The organism is Burkholderia sp. EMB26, from assembly GCF_024730645.1.
In the GTDB taxonomy this organism is placed as follows: domain Bacteria; phylum Pseudomonadota; class Gammaproteobacteria; order Burkholderiales; family Burkholderiaceae; genus Burkholderia; species Burkholderia cenocepacia.
This window is the reverse complement of the sequence record NZ_CP078070.1, coordinates 1,191,316-1,210,045: the sequence shown is the minus strand read 5'-3', so window position 1 is coordinate 1,210,045 and position 18,730 is coordinate 1,191,316. Positions and strand designations below refer to the sequence as shown.

Below are 18,730 nucleotides of genomic sequence, written 5' to 3'. Positions count from 1 at the left end.
CGCGACGGCTTCAGGTGATGCAGGAAACCTCTCTTCCGGTCGTCAGGCCGCAGGATCATGAGCTCACCGCCCGGCAATCGCGCGTATGGCCTCCGCAAAGACATCTGGCGCCTCGCGCGGGACGAAGTGTCCTATTCCATGCAGCAGGCGGCGTTCATAGTGCCCGGAAAAGTACCGCTCCTTGTTTTCAGACGTGACGGGCAAATTGTCACGATCTTCCGCACCCTGGAGCATGATGGTGTCGACAGGGATCATCGGCGAAGCCGCCAATTGTCGTTCTATCTGCTCGTGCTGACCTGCGCCCGGCGCATCATGCCAGCGCTGTCGGTAAGCATGAAGGCTGATGTCGGCCCAGTCGGGATTGTCGAGAGAGCCGATCATGGCTTGAAAGTCGCTCTCCCTGTCGGGCCAAGCGGGCGACCAGCTGTGCCACAAGTATCTGCACAACCGTTCGCGATCCTCTCGATAGGCCTTCATTCCATACGTCGTCGCGACATACCACTCGTACCAATACGCGTTGGCCAGTTCATAGGGCATTTCGTTGGCCGGCATCGCGGTGGCATAGCCCGCCGCGGCGGTAACCATACCGTTTATTCTTTCGGGAAACAGCGCCGCGACGCCGTACGCCGCGCGCGCTCCCCAGTCGTACCCGGCGAGGAGGACGTTCGTCAAATCCAGCGCTTCCACGAACTGCGACAAATCAAGGGTCAGCGCTGCAATTGCGCCGCTGCGCATCGTGTCGCCATTCAAGAAGCGTGTCGGTCCCGATCCACGCAGATAGGGCGCGTAGATTCGGAACTGCTGACCACTCGATCCGAGGTCCAGGATAGTCTTGTCCCAGCACTGAACATCGTCGGGCCATCCGTGGACAAGGACCAGCGGCGGTCCGTCAAGCGGGCCCGATACTTCGTAGGCCACGTCGAGTTCGCCGGTGCGACATGTCAAGAAATTTCGTGGCGATCCGCGTGTGCCCCGCTCATTCGCATCTGAAGTCATATCGATCTCCGGAAAGACGATTCAAAGATGCCGGCAAGCAGCAGCATCGCTCATTCCCGTTCGACATGACTTCCGACCGAATTTCGCGCGCAACGATTCGTCATGGAATCGTGCGTCTACGTAGACGCACCGACATACCCGAGCCCAAAGTAACGTTGAGACTCCTGCTCGGGTCCAATCACCGTCAAATCGACGACTGGAAAGCGGAAACCTTGTTCCGACCGGCTGCCTTCGCGTAATACAACGCCTCGTCGGCCGCCTTGATGACCGCACCGGGATCGCCGTCCTGATCCGGTGTCCAACTCGCCAACCCGATGCTGGCAGTCACACGCCCGTATTCGCTTCCGGCGTGCTCGAGCGCCAGTTCGTTGATCGCCGCGCGTATTCGTTCAGCAGTCTGGGCTGCCCCCGTCGGTGGCGTGTCAGGGAGCAACACGACGAATTCCTCTCCGCCGTAGCGAGCCGCCGTATCGGTCGGTCGGCGAATGTTTTCGCCGATGCAGCGCGCGACTGCAGCCAGCGCATCGTCCCCCGCCTGGTGACCATAGGTGTCGTTGTAGGCTTTGAAACGATCGACATCGACAAACAGCAATGAAAAAACGGAATGGGCTCGTCGCGCACGGCGCCACTCCCGGTCCAGAACTTCCCCAAAACTGCGGCGATTGTTAAGACCGGTGAGCCCGTCGGTGCGTGCCAGCAACTCAAGCTCGGATTCCGCGCGCATCCGACGCCGCAGTTGCACACCGAGAAACACGGATAGCGCAATGAACGCTGCGCCGAACGTCGCAACCAGCAGGCCGATCGTCTCCGCACGACGTCGCCACGCAGCATAAATATCCTGCTCCGCCTCTGCGACCATGATGATCAGAGGCAGCGTCGGCAAATTCTTGAAGTAGTAGAGACGGCGCACGCCGTCGATCGATGCCGTTTCCGAGAATGAACCCTCGGGCGCGCTCCGGAAGCGCTGGAAGGTTGCCGCTTTGCCGATATCGCGACCGATGGTCCGGACGTCGTACGGCTGCCGCATGACCATGATGCCGTCCTTTCCGATCAGCGATATCGAGCCGTGTTGTCCCAATGACAACCCTGCGAACAGCTTGTGGAAATATTCAAGGTTGATGGCGATCAGCGCGATACCGGCAAACGAACCATCCGGATTCGATATGCGCCGCGACAGCGCAATGCTGAGCATACCGGCGCGCAAGCGCGACACGAATGGATCGCTGACGTAAAGCCCCACGTTCGGATTGTCGCGGTGGATCGTGAAGTATCTGCGATCGGCGAAATTGCCCTTGCGCGGCACGTCGTTGGCCGAATCCAGAATGATATTCCCGCCGGCATCGAGCACCAGTTGCGAACCGATGAATTGCGCCGTCATTGCATGATCGAACAGCGCTTCCCGCCGCAGCGCGGGCGCCGCAGCCATCACGTCAGGCCGCTGCAGGCCATGGATCAGCGCCTGCAAGGACAGATCGTAGAGTTCGAGGTTGCGCTCGATGTCGCGCTCGGCCATCAGGCCGAGATTGCGCGAGGTTTCGCTGGCCCGCTCCAGGGCGTCGTGACGGCTTTGGAATAGCTGTAGCACGCACAGGCCCATCAGCGCGCACGCGATCACGATACCGACTGCCACAACGAAATAAGGGGCTGCCGTCCGGTGTTGCATGGATCTCCTCGCTGCAAATTGTGCACATCCGGGCCGGACGTGATTTCGCATACAAAGTCTCGGCCTGGCGCATTGACATGTGCTGCACCAAACTGACCGCAACCGAAAACGGCTGGAGTCTATCGAACGTGACGCGCCGACAACCCGCTACCGGCCGCGCCCTCCTCCGAAATGATTAAATTACATGAGGAAACCGCGCTTCCGGGAGAATATGTGAGGCGCGCCACGATCCGCACGCCGATCAAGATCCCGCCAGTTTCTGCTGACGGGCGAGCGAGGATGCCGCGACGATAGTCCCTGCCGGCATCCTCGGTGGAACTGCCCCACGGGCTGTGCGGCGTCATCCCTGAAGATGATCAGCCCGTTTCGTTCAGCCGCCTTTCCGCGCGCATGCTCAGAATGTCCGCGATGCTTTGGCGCCAGATGATCGAGTCCGCCGCATCAGTCGGCCCGTGCGTCGGGCAACCCGGTCGCGATCTCGCCGGGATTCGACCGGCCAGAGCCACCGCGCCACGCCGTGTCAGCTGGGCGCGACGAACGCACCCGCGGTGCCCTCCCAGAGGGTGCCCACGGCGCGACCTCTTCGTCCACAGGGGAAAGCGACGCAGAAAAAAGAAAAGCCCCGCCGAAGCGGGGCTTTTTCTGGAGGCGCGAGCCGGAGTCGAACCGGCCTAAACGGCTTTGCAGGCCGCTGCATAACCGCTTTGCTATCGCGCCAAAAGCGGACTGTCCGGATGCCGTGAGGCAAGCGACAGATTTTCATTCGAGGACCGGAGGTCCATCAAATAAAAAGGGAAGCGTGGCTTCCCCATTACTTGGAGCGGGAGACGAGTCTCGAACTCGCGACCTCAACCTTGGCAAGGTTGCGCTCTACCAACTGAGCTACTCCCGCATTGTCCTGCACCTGCAGCGCTTCGCCGTACTACACGCTGCCAGAAAAATCTGGAGCGGGAGACGAGTCTCGAACTCGCGACCTCAACCTTGGCAAGGTTGCGCTCTACCAACTGAGCTACTCCCGCATTGTCCTGCACCTGCAGCGCTTTGCCGTATCACGCGCTGCCAGAAAAAATCTGGAGCGGGAGACGAGTCTCGAACTCGCGACCTCAACCTTGGCAAGGTTGCGCTCTACCAACTGAGCTACTCCCGCGTATTGCTACGCTCCTGCTTCCCCGTCACACACTTACTTCGTCGTGCAGCGGAGAAGCGAGATTATGTCGAAGGCACATTCGTGTGTCAAGGGCTTTTCCAGCCCTTTTTACAAAAACCGCGGCCGCACAGGCGATGCGGGTCAGGCGCCGCCACGCTCGCGAATCTGCGGCCATGCGAGTTTCATGTAGTACAGCATCGACCAGATGGTCAACACCGCGGCCAGATACATCAGCCACTCGCCCCACACGCGCGTGTCGATCGTCACGACGCCGAGCGGCAGCGGCCCGTAGAACAGCAGCATCGGAATCGCGACCATCTGGCACGCGGTCTTGAACTTGCCGAGCTGGTTCACCGCCACGCTCTTCGACGCGCCGATCTGGGCCATCCACTCGCGCAGCGCCGAAATCGCGATCTCGCGACCGACGATCACCAGCGCGATCGCCGCGTCGACCCGCGAAATCTGCACGAGGATCAGCAGCGCGGCCGTCACCATCAGCTTGTCCGCGACCGGGTCGAGGAACGCGCCGAACGACGACGTCTGGTTCCACTTGCGGGCGAGGAAGCCGTCGAACCAGTCGGTCAGCGCGGCGAGGATGAAGATCGCCGCCGCCGCGAGATTGCGGTGCGCGCCGCCCATCACCGTGTCCGGCAGATAGAACACGCCGACGACGAGCGGAATCAGCACGATCCGTACCCACGTCAGGAAAATCGGGAAATTGAACGGCATGGCATGCGGGACAGTAAAGGATTCGCAATTGTGCCGTGTCGACCGGCCTGCCACAAGAACGCTGGCAACGCCGCCGGCCGCACGGCCGCGTCAGTGAAGCTGCTTGTAGATCTGCTCGGCGAGCGCGTGCGAAATGCCCTCGACGCTCGCCAGTTCCTCGACACTCGCGGCCACCACGCCGCGCAACCCGCCGAAGCGCGCGAGCAACCGCTGCCGGCGCTTCGCGCCGACGCCCTCGAGTTCCTCGAGTCGCGACGTCTGGCGCGCCTTCGCCCGCTTCGCCCGCATGCCGGTGATCGCGAAACGGTGCGCCTCGTCGCGGATCTGCGCGACGAGCATCAGCGCGGCGCTCTCCTTGCCGAGTTCGAGCGGCGTGCGGCCGTCCGCAAACACCAGCGTTTCGAGGCCGACCTTGCGCCCCTCGCCTTTCGCGACGCCGACCAGCATCGACGTATCGAGGCCGAGCTCGGTGAATACCTGCCGCGCGATCTCGACCTGGCCCTTGCCGCCGTCGATCAGCACGATGTTCGGCAGCAGGCTCGACGCCTCGGCCTGGCGCGTCGACTCGCCGTCGATGCCGGCCGCTTCGTCGACGGCCGCCGCCTGCGCGGCCTGCTCGACCATCTTCTCGTAGCGGCGCGTGAGCACCTGCCGCATCGCCGCGTAATCGTCGCCCGGCGTGATGCCCGTGATGTTGTAGCGGCGGTATTCGCCCGACTGCATCTTGTGATGGTGATAGACGACGCACGACGCCTGCGTCGCCTCGCCCATCGTATGGCTGATGTCGAAGCATTCGATCCGCAGTGTCGCGAGATCGTCGCTGTCGTAGCTGAGCGCGTCCGCCAGCGCGCGCGTACGCGCCTGCTGCGAGCCCTGCTCGGACAGCAGCCGCGCGAGCGCGAGGCGCGCGTTCTGCTCGGCCATCGACAGCCACGCGCGCCGCTGCCCCTGCGGCTGCCGCACCAGCGACACCTTGTGGCCGGCCTGCTCGGACAGCAACTCCAGCAGGTCTCGGCTCGCGGGTGCATGGCTGACGACGAGCACGGGCGGCACGCGGTTGCCGAGATAGTGCTGCGCGATGAACGCGTCGAGCACCTCGGCCTCGACCGACGCCGCGGCCGCCGTGCCGCGCGCGCTGCCGGCCTCTTCCGCGGGCAGATCGGGCACCGCGTCGGCCGTCGCATCGGCCGCCTCCGCCGGCTCGGCGTCTTCGCCGAGACCGCCCTCGGCGAGCGTCAGTGCGCTTTCGACGTGCGTCGGGAAATAGGCCTTGTCGCCGAGGTGCCGGCCGCCGCGCACCATCGCGAGGTTCACGCACACGCGCCCGCCCTGCGCGACGACGGCCAGAACATCGACGTCGCTGTCGCTGCCGACCTCGATCGCCTGCTGGTGCAGCACCGTCGCGAGCGAGCTCATCTGGTTGCGCACGGCCGCCGCCTGCTCGAATTTCAGTTCGGCCGCGAACGCGTGCATCTTCTGCTCGAGCTCCTTCATCACTTCGGACTGCCGGCCGAGCAGGAACCGCGCGGCGTTCGACACGTCGACCGCGTAATCCTCGTCGGAGATCGCGCCGACGCACGGCGCCGTGCACCGCCCGATCTGGTGCAACAGGCACGGCCGCGTGCGGTTGTTGAAGACCGAATCCTCGCAGGTGCGCAACTGGAACACGCGCTGCAGGATCTGGATGCTCTCGCGCACGGCCCACGCACTCGGGAACGGCCCGAAATACTGGTTCTGCTTGTCGACCGAGCCGCGGTAGTAGGCCATCCGCGGAAAGCGGTGCGCGGTCAGCTTCAGGTACGGATACGATTTGTCGTCGCGAAACAGGATGTTGTAACGCGGCGCGAGCGCCTTGATCAGGTTGTTCTCGAGCAGCAGCGCTTCGGCTTCCGAGCGCGTGACGGTCGTTTCGATGCGCGCGATGCGCGTGACCATCATCGCGATGCGCGGCGACAGTTGCGTCTTCGTGAAATAGCTCGACACGCGCTTTTTCAGGTCGCGCGCCTTGCCGACGTAGAGGACGGCGCCCGCCGTGTCGTAATAGCGATAGACACCCGGCATGTGCGGCAACTGCGCAAGGATCTTCTTCGGTTCGAACGGAATATCGGAAGCTTCTGGGAATGTCATGCGTGATCCGGGCGCCTTGTAACGCGGAACGGGTCCATTAGAATCGCCAGTTTAGAGCATTCACCGGCCCGCTTCGATGCCACGCACCACCGCTGCCCCACTCTCTTCCGCGCCGCTCGCGCCGGGCGAACCGATCGCCTGCGACCTGTTCTGCACGGTGATCGACAATTTCGGCGACATCGGCGTGTGCTGGCGCGTCGCGCGTCAGCTCGCGCACGAGCACGGCTGGCAGGTTCGCCTGTTCGTCGACGACCTGCACACGTTCGCGCGCCTGCTGCCGGAAGTCGACCCCGACGCGACCCGGCAGACGGTCGACGCGATCGTGATCGAGCACTGGCATGCGGAAGTCGGCGACGCGCTGGACATCGCCGATGTCGTGATCGAGGCGTTCGCGTGCGAGCTTCCCGGCCCGTATCTCGCGGCGATGGCGCGACGCGCGCGCCGCCCCGTGTGGATCAACCTCGAATACCTGAGCGCCGAGGACTGGGTCGCCGATTTCCATTTGCGGCCGTCGCCGCATCCGCGCTACCCGCTGCTGAAGACGTTCTTCTTTCCGGGCCTGTCGGCCGGCACCGGCGGCGTGCCGAAGGAGCGCGACCTCGACGCACGCCGCGCGGCCTTCGACGCCGACCCGGCAGCGCGCGCCGCGTGGTGGCGGCACGCGACCGGCGGCGCGCCGCCGGCGCCCGGCACGACGGTCGTCAGCCTGTTCGCCTACGAGAACCCGGCCGTCGACGCGCTGCTCGCGCAGTGGCGCGACGGCCCGTCGCCGGTCCTCGCGCTCGTACCCGCCGGGCGCGTGTCGCCGGCCGTCGCGCGCTTTTTCGGGGTCGAATCATTCGCGGCGGGCGCGCACGCGCGCAGCGGCAACCTGACCGCCCACGGGCTCGCGTTCGTTCCGCAGCCCGACTACGACGCGCTGCTGTGGGTCGCCGACCTCAACTTCGTGCGCGGCGAGGATTCGTTCGTCCGCGCGCAATGGGCGCGCAAGCCGTTCGTGTGGCACATCTACCCGCAGGCCGACGACGTGCACCTGCCGAAGCTCGATGCCGCGCTCGCGCACCTGTCGGCCGGCCTCCCCGATGCGCCGCGCGCGGCGCTCGAGCGGTTCTGGCATGCGTGGAACGGCGCCGGCACGCCCGACTGGGCCGATTTCTGGCAACACCGCGCCGCGCTGGACGCCAATGCGATCCGCTGGGCCGACGCGCTCGCGGCCGTCGGCGATCTCGCCGGAAAGCTGGCGGAATACGCAAAATCTCAGTTAAAATAAGCGGTTATCCGACGGCTGACCACGCAAGCGCTCGCGTTTGAGCTTTGGGCGCCCACCGGAACGCATCTGCTTGGCGCCTCACCCGTTGTGCACCGCTCAGGCACCTATTTATTTGATTTGATCAGGACAGTGTTTTTATGAAAACCGCACAGGAACTCCGCGTAGGCAACGTCGTGCAGATCGGCAGCGACGCCTGGGTCATCGCAAAGACGGAATACAACAAGTCGGGCCGTAACGCCGCCGTCGTCAAGATGAAGATGAAGAACCTGCTGTCGAACGCAGGTCAGGAATCGGTCTACAAGGCTGACGACAAGTTCGACGTCGTCGTGCTCGACCGCAAGGAAGTGACGTACTCGTACTTCGCCGACCCGATGTACGTGTTCATGGACGCCGACTACAACCAGTACGAAGTCGAAGCCGAAATGATGGGCGAAGCGCTGAACTACCTCGAAGACGGCATGGCTTGCGAAGTCGTGTTCTACAACGAGAAGGCCATCTCGGTCGAACTGCCGACGATCCTCGTTCGCGAAATCACCTACACGGAACCGGCCGTCAAGGGCGACACGTCGTCGGGCAAGGTGCTGAAGAACGCGAAGCTGGCGACCGGCTTCGAACTGCAGGTGCCGCTGTTCTGCAACACCGGCGACAAGATCGAAATCGATACGCGCACGAACGAATACCGCAGCCGCGCGTAATCGTCTGCGATATCCGCATCGAACAAAGCGCCCTTCGGGGCGCTTTTTGTTTGCCTGGCGTCAACAGCTGCCACAAGCCGGCGCCATAAGCAGCACAAAATCCACCGGTAAAGATATTCAATTTGTATCATCGGTAACTGTTTTATAGCGCCGGAGAAATAATGCGCGTGACGCGTTCGGCGGGGCATAAAATCAGTCTTTAATCCGACATGCGGCTGCGGTCCGCTGGCCGACAGCCCGCCTCTCTTGACTCGACTCGCGTCCACCATGCCACACGCCCTGATTGTCGAAGACGATCCCAACAGCCTGTCAGGCCTCACCGCGCTGCTCGCCGCAGACGGCTTCTCGGTCGACACGGCCACGTCGCTCGCCGAAGCGCGCACGGCGCTCGGCCGCTCGATTCCCGATGTCGTGCTCGTCGACCTGAACCTGCCGGACGGCAGCGGCTTCGACCTGCTCCAGCACTTGCCGCAGCAACAGCCGAACGGCTCGCTGCCCGTGATCGTGCTGACGGGCAACGCGACGGTCGAGAGCGCCATCGAGGGTTTGCGCCACGGCATCTGGGACTACCTGCTCAAGCCGATCAACATTCCGCGCCTGCGCAGCCTGCTCGCGCGGATTCCCCGCCCGTACGAACTGATCGACGAAGTGCAGTCGCTGCGGGCATCGCTGCGCCATCTGGGCCGCTTCGGCGCGCTGGTCGGCCGCAGCGACGCGATGCAGCACGTGTACGACATGATCGAGCACAACGCCCGCACCGAGACGGCCGTGCTGTTCTCGGGCGAAGCCGGCACCGGCAAGAAGCTGGCCGCGCGCACGCTGCACGAGCTGAGCCGGCGCCGCAAGGGGCCGTTCGTGTCGTTCGACTGCCGGATGCTCGCGCAGGCCGGCCGGCATGGCGCGTCGCTCGACAGCGTGCTGTTCGGCCACGAGCGCGGCGCCTTCGACGGCGCGGAGCGCCGCGAGTCGGGCCTGTTCGAGCAAGCCGGCGGCGGCACGCTGTTCCTCGACGAAATCACCGCACTGCCGCTCGTGCTGCAGGAAGCGCTGCTGCACGCGCTCGATTCGCAGAACTTCATGCGGATCGGCGGTACGAGCTCGATCACCAGCGATTTCCGGCTGATCGCGGCCACGCGCCGCCCGGCGCGTGAAGCGGTGGCAAACGGCACACTGCGGGAGGATCTGTGGCTGCGCCTCGATGCGGCATCGATCACGATGCCCCCGCTGCGCGAGCGCGACGGCGACGCACTCGCGATCGCGGATGCGCAGATCGACGAACTGAACCGCGAAGCGCGCGCAACCGGCCGCAGCACGACCGACAAGCGCGCGGCGCCGGGCTTCGTGCGCGAATGCCTGTCGTACGAATGGCCGGGCAACGTGCGCGAGCTGCAGGAACGCGTGCGCTTCGCGTACGACGCATCGGGCGACTTCATCGAGACGCTGCGCGCGGGCGAGGCCAGCTTCTCCGCCGGCGCCGCGCTGAACGGCAGCAGCGTGCAGATCAAGGTCGGCACGCCGCTGTCCGACGTCGAGGATCTGCTGATCCGCGCGACGCTCGACGCGGTCGGCGGTACGCGCCACCGCGCCGCGACGCTGCTCGGCATCAGCCCGAAGACGCTGTATAACAAGCTGCAGCGGATGAAGGTGAACTGAGCGAACGGCGCCCTGGATACGGGCGCTGGCAGGATCTGACCGTTAGTTGCGTTCAGGTCCGTGCTGGCGACTGTTCGAATCAGGCTGTCGCCACCCGTAAAAAAGCCGCGCGATTGCGCGGCTTTTCGTTTGGAGCGACCGGAACGACACGATCCGCGCCCGCCCTGCCCGCTTACGCCAGCGCGCTGCTCAACAGCGCCTGTGCCTGCAGATACTCGGGCTGCGCGATCAGCTTGTCCCACTTGAGCGCCTTGCCGCGCGCACGCATCCGCTTGATGCGCCGCACCGACTCGGCCGAGGCCCGCGCCTTCAGTCCGTTCAGCACGACTTCGGCTGCATCCGGCTGATTGCAGACGAGCACCATGTCGCAACCGGCGGCGAGTGCGGCGTCGGCGGCCTGCGTGAGCGTGCCGCCTTCGCGGGCAGCCTCCATCGACAGGTCGTCGCTGAAGATCGCACCCGTGAAGCCGAGCTTGCCGCGCAGGATGTCCTGCAGCCACACGCGCGAAAAGCCCGCCGGCCGCTTGTCGACCTGCGTGTAGATCACGTGCGCCGGGATCACCGCGGCCAGCGACAGCCCGAGCCAGTCGTACGGCGCGACGTCCTGCTCGAGGATCGCGTCGAGCGTGCGGTCGTCGGTCGGCAGCGCGACGTGCGAATCGGCCTCCGCGAAGCCGTGCCCGGGGAAATGCTTGCCGCAGTTCGCCATGCCGGCAAGCGACAGCCCATGGTTCAGGCTCTTCGCCAATAGCGTGACGACGCGCGGATCGCGATGGAACGCACGATCGCCGATCACCTTCGAGTGCCCGTAGTCGAGATCGAGCACGGGCGTGAAGCTCATGTCGATCCCGCACGCGCGCAGCTCGGCGGCCAGGATGTAACCGACGGCGGTCGCGACCTTCGTCGCGAGCAGCACGTCGCGATCCCACAGCTCGCCGAGGCGACGCATCGCGGGCAGCACCGTGAAGCCGTCGGTGCGGAACCGCTGCACGCGCCCGCCTTCGTGATCGACGGCGATCAGGATGTCTTCGCGCACCGCGCGGATCGAATCGGTCAGCGCGGTCAGTTGCGCACGATTCTGGAAGTGCCGCGCGAACAGGATCACGCCGCCGGTATTCGGATGCGCGAGGCGCCGCGCATCGTCGCGCGACAGGGTCGTGCCGACGACGTCGAGCATGACCGGGCCGGGAGTCGTTTTCATCGAATCGTGAATTCCGTCAGGAAGAAGTTCGGGAAACAGGTGCAGTGCCAGGCGCGGCGTCCGTTTCGGCGACCACGAACGACACCGCGTAGTCGCGTTCGTCGCTGACCGTCACACGTGCCGTGATGCCGCGCGCGGCCAGCCATTCAGCCAGCTCGCCGGATGCGACCACGTACGGCTCGCCGCTTGGATGATTGAGCGTCTGCAGCGCGCGCCACGTCATCGGCCAATGCATGCCGAGCCCGATCGCCTTCGAGAACGCTTCCTTCGCGGAGAAGCGCGTCGCGAGAAACGCGATGCCGCGCGCCTCGGAGCGGGCGCGCCGGGCGTGGAACACGCGCAGTTCGTCGGGGCCGAGCACCTTCTCGGCAAACCGGCCGCCCGTGCGTTCGAGCACGGCCGCGACGCGGCTCACCTGCGCGATGTCGGTACCGATGCCGTAGATCGCCATGTCAGTCTCCGCCGGGGTGGCCCGGCGAGGCCGGGTCAAGCGCGTCGCCAACGGCGTGCGGGGCGCGGCGGCCTCGCATCGTCAGCGCGCGCCGCCATGCAGCGCGGCGACGCGTGCGGCGACCATGATCGCCTTCATCTCGCGCACCGCGTTGTCCCAGCCCGCGAAGATCGCGTGCGCGACGATCGCGTGGCCGATGTTCAGCTCGACGATGCCGTCGATCGCGGCGATCTGCTGCACGTTCGTGTAGTGCAGCCCATGGCCCGCATTGACCTTCAGGCCAAGCTGCGCGCCGGCCTGCACGCCCGCGACGATACGCTCGTATTCGCGCTGCTGCTCCGCTTCGTCGTGCGCTTCGGCGTAGCGGCCCGTATGCAGCTCGATCACCGGCGCGCCCGCTTCGTGCGCGGCGCGGATCTGCGTGTCGTCCGGGTCGATGAACAGCGACACGCGCACGCCCTCGTCGGCGAGCTGCTTGCATGCGGCGCGCACCGCCTCGAAGTGGCCGGCCACGTCGAGACCGCCTTCGGTCGTCAGTTCCTCGCGCTTCTCCGGCACGAGGCATGCGTCGTGCGGACGCACTTCGCAAGCGATGTCGAGCATCTCGGCCGTCACCGCGCATTCGAGGTTCATGCGCGTCTTCAGCAGCGGGCGCAACTGGCGCACGTCCGCGTCGACGATGTGACGGCGATCCTCGCGCAGGTGCAGCGTGATCGCGTCCGCGCCCGCCTCTTCGGCGGCGAGCGCCGCGCGGATCGGATCGGGATAGCGCGTGCCGCGCGCATTGCGCAGCGTCGCGACGTGGTCGATGTTCACGCCGAGGTCGATGGCGGTGGGCGTTGTCAGGAAGAAGCTCATAGGTTTTGCAGGTCGATCAGGATCTGACGCGTGGCGAGCGGCGTACCGCCGAGATAGGTGTTCAGCAGGAAGCGCATCAGCGTCTTGCTCTGCGCAACCGTCTGGGCTCGATGGTAATCGTCCTGCTCCATGTCGAGCAACGTCTGGCCGGTGATGACCGGCCAGTGCGACGGCACGTCGTCGTCCGCATTGCGTACGCCACGCTCCGGATCGAACACGTAGCGGCGCTCGGGTTCGACCGCGCGACGGGCGACCGTGCGGTTCAGCGCCATCGCATAGCCGGTCTCGCGCAGCAGCACGCGTTCGAACGAGCGCAGCACCTGCACCGCGGGCTCGCCGTGCGCGAGACGCGTGAGGGTCAGCACGTAATGATTGAACAGCGGCGGCTGCGGATCCTCGCGGGCGCAGAATTTCACGAGCAGCTCGTTCGCGTAGAAACCGCACAACAGGCCGTCGCCGCCGAGCGGCAGCATCCCGCCGACCCACTCGGCGCCCGTCAGCGTGCGCACCTCGGATTTGCCGGACCAGGACAGCAGCAGCGGCTGGAACGTCTGCAACACGCCGCGCAACGCGGAGTGCGGACGCTTCGCGCCTTTCGCGACGAGTGCGAGCCGGCCGTGGTCACGTGTCAGCACGTCGACGATCAGGCTCGTTTCCCGATACGGATAGCTGTGCAGCACGAACGCCGGCTGCTCGGCGACGCGGAAATCGGACGTGCGAGACGTCGCGCGCCGCGCCTTGCGCGGCGGTTCGGGCGGTGCCGGCAACGGCGCGTCGTTCGCGCCGGCCGCCACCGCGTCTTCGGTCGACGTCAGCGCGTCATTCGTACCCATAGGCACGCAGCCCCGCCTCGTTGTCGGCCCAGCCGCTCTTCACCTTCACGAAGGTCTCGAGGTATACGGGGCCGTCGAACAGCTTTTCCATGTCCATCCGCGCCTCGGTGCTGATCTGCTTGAGCTTCTCGCCCTTCTTGCCGATCACCATCGCCTTGTGCGAATCGCGCTCGACGAGGATCGTCGCGAAGATGCGCTTCAGGCGCCCCTCCTCCTCGAACTTGTCGATCAGCACGGTGCTCGTGTACGGCAGCTCGTCGCCGGTCCAGCGGAACACCTTCTCGCGCAGGATTTCGGCCGCGAGAAAACGCGAGCTGCGGTCGGTCAGCTCGTCCTCGCCGTAGATCGGCTCGCCTTCCGGCAGGTACGGCTTGATCGTGTCCAGCAGGCGCTTGATGTCTTCCGGCTTCTGCGCCGACAGCGGCACGAGCTCGGTGAATTCGCGCAGTTCGCTCACCTTCTGCATGAACGGGAACAGCGACGCCTTGTCGTTCACGCGATCGATCTTGTTCGCGATCAGCAGCGTCGGCATGCCGGGCGGGATCAGGTCGAGCACCTTCTGGTCGTCGGGGCCGAAGCGGCCGGCCTCGATCACGAACAGGATCACGTCGACCGACGTCAGCGTCGACGTGACCGCGCGGTTCAGCGAACGGTTCAGCGCGGTGCTGTGACGGGTCTGAAAGCCAGGCGTGTCGACGAATACGAATTGCGCGTCGTCGAACGTGTTGATGCCGGTGATGCGGTGGCGGGTCGTCTGCGCCTTGCGCGACGTGATGCTGATCTTCTGGCCGACGAGTGCGTTCATCAACGTCGACTTGCCGACGTTCGGGCGGCCCACGATCGCGATCATGCCGCAACGGAAACCGGTAGGAGCGGGAGTGTTCATATCGTTTGGGAGACAGGTTCGGAAACGGCCGCGCGGCGCGCGGCACGATCGCTGGGCAATTCAGTGGTCGGCATCGGCCACGCGCGCCTGCGCGGCAGCAAGACTCGCGCCGCCGGGCGGCGTATCGGCGTCGGGCACCGCGGCATCGCGTGCGCGCGCGGGCGTGCGCGCGGCGGAATCGGCACTCGCGGAGGGCTTGTCGGCCGACGAGGGCGCCGGATCGATTGCCTGGCCGGCCGGCTTGTCGGCTGCGCGCGGCGCGGCCTCGGCGGACTTTTCCGCGGCCTTGTCGGGCCGCTCGGCCGGTTTGTCGGCCACCTTGTCGGTCGCCGGCTTCGCCGCCCGTTCGCCCTTGTCCACCGCCGGCTCGACGTGCGCGGCCCGGATCGCGGCCATCGGCGCGACGGCCGGCTCAGCGCCCGCCGCTGCAGCCGCCGCGGCGGCCCCCGGCGCCGCGCCGGCCGCCCTGGCCTCGCGCGCCGCCGCACGTTCCTTCCGCTCGGGCGAGCGCAGGTCGAGCGCTTCCTGCACGCCCTTCACGCCCGGCACGATCTCGGGTTCGACATGCTTGGAGCCGCGCGCATTTTTCGAGCGCTTCGGCTTCGCGGCCAGCATCGGTGCGGCCGCCATCACCTCGTCGAGCGCCTTCTTCGCGGCGGCCTGCTCGGCCGCGCGCCTGCTCGCGCCGGAGCCCGATACCTTCACGTCGAGCTTCGGCACCGTGCACTCGACCTCGAACTGCTGATTGTGCGCCGCACCATGGGTCGCGACGACCGTATAGGTCGGCAGCGCGATCTTGTGCCCCTGCAGGTATTCCTGCAGCAGCGTCTTCGCGTCCTTGCCGAGCGTGCGCGGATCGATGTGGTCGAGAATCGGGATATAGAGCCGCTTGATGACCCCTTGGGCGGCTTCGAAGCCCCCATCGAGGAACACGGCCCCGATGATGGCTTCGAACGCGTCCGCGAGGATCGACGGGCGACGGAACCCGCCGCTGCGCAGTTCGCCCTCGCCCAGCCGCAGGCCGTCCGAGATATTCAGGGCCTGAGCAATTTCGTACAGCGACTGCTGTTTGACGAGGTTGGCGCGTACGCGCGACAGGTCACCTTCGTCCAGCTTGCCGAAACGCTGAAACAAAAGAGCGGCCACCGCGCAATTCAGAACGGAATCGCCGAGAAACTCGAGCCGTTCATTGTGCGTGGCACTGTGACTGCGATGGGTCAAAGCCTGGCGCAGCAATTCCGCATTGCGAAATTCGTAGCGCAGCCGGCTTTCCAACTGGGATAGGGGCATGTGCAGGAGTATAACGCGGGCGCCGGTCGGGCCGAAACGGCACGGCCGGACCCGAAAAGGCGTGACGAGGCGGTGTTACCGCCGGTTCTTAAAGTAGTTCGGCAATACGCGACGCGGCCCGTGCGTCGCGTATTGCGTGTGAGTCGAATGCGATCAGTTGAAGGAACCGATGCGCTTCAGGTCGCTGAAGTTCATCCAGATGAAGAACGCGCGGCCGACGATGTTCTGGTCCGGCACGAAACCCCAGTAGCGGCTGTCCGCGCTGTTGTCGCGGTTGTCGCCCATCATGAAGTAGTGGCCGGGCGGCACCTTGCAGATCACGCCGCGGCTGTTGTACGTGCAGTTGTCGCGATACGGATAGTCGTAAGCGCCCATCACGAACGGCGGCACGGCCGGGTTGTTGAGGATCGCGTTCTTCTTGTTGCCGATCGTTTCCTCGAACTGCTTCGCGTAATTCTGGCGCTCGTCGTCGAAGAAATCGGGCAGCGGCGTTTCGGGCACCGGCTGGCCGTTGATCGTGAGCTGCTTGTCCTGGTACGCGACCGTGTCGCCCGGCAGGCCGATCACGCGCTTGATGTAGTCGACCGACTCGTCCTTCGGATAGCGGAACACGACGACGTCGCCGCGCGACAGCGGGCTGCCCTGCGTGATCTTCGTGTTGGTGACCGGCAGGCGCAGCCCGTACTCGAACTTGTTGACGAGGATGAAGTCGCCGACGAGCAGCGTCGGCACCATCGAGCCCGACGGAATCTTGAACGGCTCGACGACGAACGAACGCACGACGAACACGGCCAGGATCACCGGGAAGAAGCTCGCGGTGTACTCGAGCCACCACGGCTGGCGCAGCTTTTCGTCACGCAGCTTCGAACGCGTCTGCGCGGCGTTTTCGTCCGCGAAACGCTTGTCGATGCGCGACTGCTGGCGATCGAACTCCTCGATCGCCGAGTCGGCCGCCTTGCGACGCCGCGGCAGGAACACCAGTTTGTCCAGCACCCACGCTACGCCCGTCACGACGACGAGCACAAAAAGAATCAGCGCAAAATTCATAAAAGGATCAGTCCTGTTATTTGTCTTCGACGCGCAAGATCGCGAGGAACGCCTCCTGCGGGATCTCGACCGAACCCACCTGCTTCATGCGTTTCTTACCTTCTTTCTGCTTCTCGAGCAGCTTCTTCTTTCGCGTGATGTCGCCGCCGTAGCACTTCGCGAGCACGTTCTTGCGCAGCGCCTTGATGTTCTCGCGCGCGACGATGTGCGCGCCGATCGCGGCCTGGATCGCCACGTCGTACATCTGGCGCGGAATGATCTCGCGCATCTTCGCGGCGACTTCGCGGCCGCGGTATTGCGACTGCGACCGGTGCACGATGATCGACAGCGCATCGACCTTGTCGCCGTTGATCAGCATGTCGACCTTCACGACGTCCGACGAACGGTATTCCTTGAACTCGTAGTCCATCGACGCATAGCCGCGCGACACCGACTTCAGGCGATCGAAGAAGTCGAGCACGATCTCGGCCATCGGGATCTCGTACGTGAGCTGCACCTGGCGGCCGTGATACTGCATGTTGATCTGCGAGCCGCGCTTCTGCTCGCACAGCGTGATCACCGAGCCGACGTAATCCTGCGGCATGTACAGGTTCACGGTGACGATCGGTTCGCGGACTTCGGCGATGCGGCCGGGCTCCGGCATCTTCGCCGGGTTCTCGACCATGATCGTCGAGCCGTCGCTCTGCACGACCTCGTAGACGACCGTCGGCGCGGTCGTGATGAGATCCATGTCGAATTCGCGCTCGAGCCGCTCCTGCACGATTTCCATGTGCAGCAGCCCGAGGAAGCCGCAGCGGAAACCGAAGCCGAGCGCCTGCGACACTTCCGGCTCGTACTGCAGCGATGCGTCGTTCAGCTTCAGCTTCTCGAGCGATTCGCGCAGCGCGTCGTACTGGTTCGCCTCGACCGGATACAGCCCCGCGAACACCTGCGGCTTCACTTCCTTGAAGCCCGGCAGCGGCTCGGCAGCGGCCTTGGCCGCGTGCGTGACGGTATCGCCGACCTTCGCGGCCGTCAGTTCCTTGATGCCGGCGATGATGAAGCCCACCTGCCCGGCCGACAGCGACTCGAGATTGCGCGACTTCGGCGTGAACACGCCGACGTGCTCGACCGGATACTGCGCGCCGGTCGCCATCATCTTGATCTTGTCCTTCGGGCGCAGCGTGCCGTTGACGATACGCACGAGCATCACGACGCCGACGTAGTTGTCGAACCACGAATCGATGATCAGCGCCTGCAGCGGCGCGGCCGGATCGCCCTTCGGCGGCGGCACCTTCGCGATCAGCGACTCGAGCACGTCTTCGACGCCGAGGCCGGTCTTCGCGCTGCAGCGCGTCGCGTCGGTCGCGTCGATGCCGATCACGTCCTCGATCTCCTCGATCGCGTTCTCGGGGTTCGCGGCCGGCAGGTCGATCTTGTTCAGCACGGGCACAACCTCGACGCCGAGCTCGATCGCCGTGTAGCAGTTCGCGACCGTCTGCGCCTCGACGCCCTGGCTGGCGTCGACGACCAGCAGCGCGCCTTCGCACGCGGACAGCGAACGGCTGACCTCGTACGAGAAGTCGACGTGCCCCGGCGTGTCGATCAGGTTCAGGTTGTAGACCTTGCCGTCGCGTGCGCGATAGGTCAGCGCGGCTGTTTGCGCCTTGATCGTGATGCCGCGCTCGCGCTCGATGTCCATCGAGTCGAGCACCTGCGCTTCCATTTCACGGTCGGCGAGGCCGCCGCATACCTGGATGATGCGATCCGCGAGTGTCGACTTGCCATGGTCGATGTGGGCGATGATCGAGAAATTGCGAATATGATCCATTCAGTGCCGATCAAGCGAAAAAGGCGCGCTCACGACTGCGGAGCACGCCTTGTAAGTCGGTGAAAAAACGGCTT

General features: G+C 65.2%; 15 protein-coding genes and 4 tRNA genes. 3 read left to right on the top strand and 16 right to left on the bottom strand.

Going from position 1 to position 18,730, the window contains the following annotated elements:
* Positions 1-63: 63 nt before the first annotated feature.
* The 8 genes from KU887_RS05770 to uvrC all read right to left on the bottom strand — a co-directional run bounded on the left by KU887_RS05770 (position 64) and on the right by uvrC (position 6,662).
* Complete coding sequence (locus tag KU887_RS05770) at positions 64-996, bottom strand: alpha/beta fold hydrolase (protein WP_048989498.1); 933 nt, start codon at positions 994-996, stop codon at positions 64-66.
* A 184-nt stretch (positions 997-1,180) separates the two neighbouring features.
* Entirely contained in the window at positions 1,181-2,659 is a 1,479-nt protein-coding gene (locus KU887_RS05765; protein ID WP_006497716.1) for a sensor domain-containing diguanylate cyclase, read from the bottom strand.
* Between the two features lie 643 nt (positions 2,660-3,302).
* A tRNA-Cys gene (locus KU887_RS05760) sits at positions 3,303-3,376 on the bottom strand.
* A 99-nt stretch (positions 3,377-3,475) separates the two neighbouring features.
* A tRNA-Gly gene (locus tag KU887_RS05755) sits at positions 3,476-3,551 on the bottom strand.
* Positions 3,552-3,602: 51 nt separating this feature from the next.
* A tRNA-Gly gene (locus KU887_RS05750) sits at positions 3,603-3,678 on the bottom strand.
* Positions 3,679-3,730: 52 nt separating this feature from the next.
* Positions 3,731-3,806 (bottom strand) — tRNA-Gly (locus KU887_RS05745).
* Positions 3,807-3,947: 141 nt separating this feature from the next.
* Positions 3,948-4,535 carry a CDP-diacylglycerol--glycerol-3-phosphate 3-phosphatidyltransferase gene (gene pgsA, locus KU887_RS05740; protein ID WP_011544951.1) on the bottom strand — a complete coding sequence of 196 codons (588 nt, stop codon included), beginning with the start codon at positions 4,533-4,535 and terminating at the stop codon, positions 3,948-3,950.
* Between the two features lie 90 nt (positions 4,536-4,625).
* Positions 4,626-6,662 carry an excinuclease ABC subunit UvrC gene (uvrC, locus tag KU887_RS05735; protein WP_258255175.1) on the bottom strand — a complete coding sequence of 679 codons (2,037 nt, stop codon included), beginning with the start codon at positions 6,660-6,662 and terminating at the stop codon, positions 4,626-4,628.
* A 76-nt stretch (positions 6,663-6,738) separates the two neighbouring features.
* On the opposite strand from uvrC, the gene earP reads away from it, so the two are divergent.
* The 3 genes from earP (at position 6,739) to KU887_RS05720 (ending at position 10,280) form a co-directional block, all read left to right on the top strand.
* On the top strand, positions 6,739-7,932 hold the full coding sequence (gene earP, locus KU887_RS05730) for an elongation factor P maturation arginine rhamnosyltransferase EarP (protein WP_012492436.1): 1,194 nt from the start codon (positions 6,739-6,741) through the stop codon (positions 7,930-7,932).
* A 137-nt stretch (positions 7,933-8,069) separates the two neighbouring features.
* A complete protein-coding gene (gene efp / locus KU887_RS05725; protein WP_006485608.1) occupies positions 8,070-8,627 on the top strand; it encodes an elongation factor P in 558 nt (185 codons plus the stop codon).
* A gap of 267 nt (positions 8,628-8,894) precedes the next feature.
* Positions 8,895-10,280, top strand: coding sequence for a sigma-54 dependent transcriptional regulator (locus KU887_RS05720; RefSeq protein WP_006497719.1), 1,386 nt, complete (start codon positions 8,895-8,897; stop codon positions 10,278-10,280).
* 172 nt (positions 10,281-10,452) lie between these two features.
* On the opposite strand, the gene nagZ is transcribed toward KU887_RS05720, so the two are convergent.
* From nagZ to lepA, 8 genes are all read right to left on the bottom strand, one after another.
* Complete coding sequence (nagZ, locus tag KU887_RS05715) at positions 10,453-11,481, bottom strand: beta-N-acetylhexosaminidase (RefSeq protein ID WP_006485604.1); 1,029 nt, start codon at positions 11,479-11,481, stop codon at positions 10,453-10,455.
* Between the two features lie 16 nt (positions 11,482-11,497).
* Positions 11,498-11,932 (bottom strand): holo-ACP synthase, encoded by a 435-nt coding sequence (acpS, locus tag KU887_RS05710; protein ID WP_006485603.1) that lies wholly within the window; start codon positions 11,930-11,932, stop codon positions 11,498-11,500.
* 81 nt (positions 11,933-12,013) lie between these two features.
* On the bottom strand, positions 12,014-12,790 hold the full coding sequence (pdxJ, locus tag KU887_RS05705; protein ID WP_006485609.1) for a pyridoxine 5'-phosphate synthase: 777 nt from the start codon (positions 12,788-12,790) through the stop codon (positions 12,014-12,016).
* Complete coding sequence (gene recO / locus KU887_RS05700) at positions 12,787-13,623, bottom strand: DNA repair protein RecO (protein WP_006497720.1); 837 nt, start codon at positions 13,621-13,623, stop codon at positions 12,787-12,789. Before recO ends, pdxJ begins: the two co-directional genes overlap by 4 nt.
* Positions 13,610-14,509, bottom strand: coding sequence for a GTPase Era (gene era / locus KU887_RS05695; RefSeq protein ID WP_006485602.1), 900 nt, complete (start codon positions 14,507-14,509; stop codon positions 13,610-13,612). Before era ends, recO begins: the two co-directional genes overlap by 14 nt.
* 60 nt (positions 14,510-14,569) lie before the next feature.
* The gene (gene rnc, locus KU887_RS05690; protein ID WP_258255170.1) at positions 14,570-15,799 is read right to left on the bottom strand and encodes a ribonuclease III; all 1,230 of its coding nucleotides are present in this window, start codon (positions 15,797-15,799) and stop codon (positions 14,570-14,572) included.
* Positions 15,800-15,952: 153 nt separating this feature from the next.
* Complete coding sequence (lepB, locus tag KU887_RS05685) at positions 15,953-16,846, bottom strand: signal peptidase I (RefSeq protein WP_006490870.1); 894 nt, start codon at positions 16,844-16,846, stop codon at positions 15,953-15,955.
* A gap of 16 nt (positions 16,847-16,862) precedes the next feature.
* Positions 16,863-18,656, bottom strand: a complete 1,794-nt coding sequence (lepA, locus tag KU887_RS05680; RefSeq protein ID WP_048986986.1) for a translation elongation factor 4 — start codon at positions 18,654-18,656, stop codon at positions 16,863-16,865.
* Positions 18,657-18,730: the final 74 nt, after the last annotated feature.

Coding starts and splice junctions, on each gene's coding strand:
- KU887_RS05770 (WP_048989498.1), bottom strand. CDS start 996: ATGACTTCAGATGCGAATGAGCGGGGCACACGCGGATCGCCACGAAAT.
- KU887_RS05765 (WP_006497716.1), bottom strand. CDS start 2,659: ATGCAACACCGGACGGCAGCCCCTTATTTCGTTGTGGCAGTCGGTATC.
- pgsA (WP_011544951.1), bottom strand. CDS start 4,535: ATGCCGTTCAATTTCCCGATTTTCCTGACGTGGGTACGGATCGTGCTG.
- uvrC (WP_258255175.1), bottom strand. CDS start 6,662: ATGACATTCCCAGAAGCTTCCGATATTCCGTTCGAACCGAAGAAGATC.
- earP (WP_012492436.1), top strand. CDS start 6,739: ATGCCACGCACCACCGCTGCCCCACTCTCTTCCGCGCCGCTCGCGCCG.
- efp (WP_006485608.1), top strand. CDS start 8,070: ATGAAAACCGCACAGGAACTCCGCGTAGGCAACGTCGTGCAGATCGGC.
- KU887_RS05720 (WP_006497719.1), top strand. CDS start 8,895: ATGCCACACGCCCTGATTGTCGAAGACGATCCCAACAGCCTGTCAGGC.
- nagZ (WP_006485604.1), bottom strand. CDS start 11,481: ATGAAAACGACTCCCGGCCCGGTCATGCTCGACGTCGTCGGCACGACC.
- acpS (WP_006485603.1), bottom strand. CDS start 11,932: ATGGCGATCTACGGCATCGGTACCGACATCGCGCAGGTGAGCCGCGTC.
- pdxJ (WP_006485609.1), bottom strand. CDS start 12,790: ATGAGCTTCTTCCTGACAACGCCCACCGCCATCGACCTCGGCGTGAAC.
- recO (WP_006497720.1), bottom strand. CDS start 13,623: ATGGGTACGAATGACGCGCTGACGTCGACCGAAGACGCGGTGGCGGCC.
- era (WP_006485602.1), bottom strand. CDS start 14,509: ATGAACACTCCCGCTCCTACCGGTTTCCGTTGCGGCATGATCGCGATC.
- rnc (WP_258255170.1), bottom strand. CDS start 15,799: ATGCCCCTATCCCAGTTGGAAAGCCGGCTGCGCTACGAATTTCGCAAT.
- lepB (WP_006490870.1), bottom strand. CDS start 16,846: ATGAATTTTGCGCTGATTCTTTTTGTGCTCGTCGTCGTGACGGGCGTA.
- lepA (WP_048986986.1), bottom strand. CDS start 18,656: ATGGATCATATTCGCAATTTCTCGATCATCGCCCACATCGACCATGGC.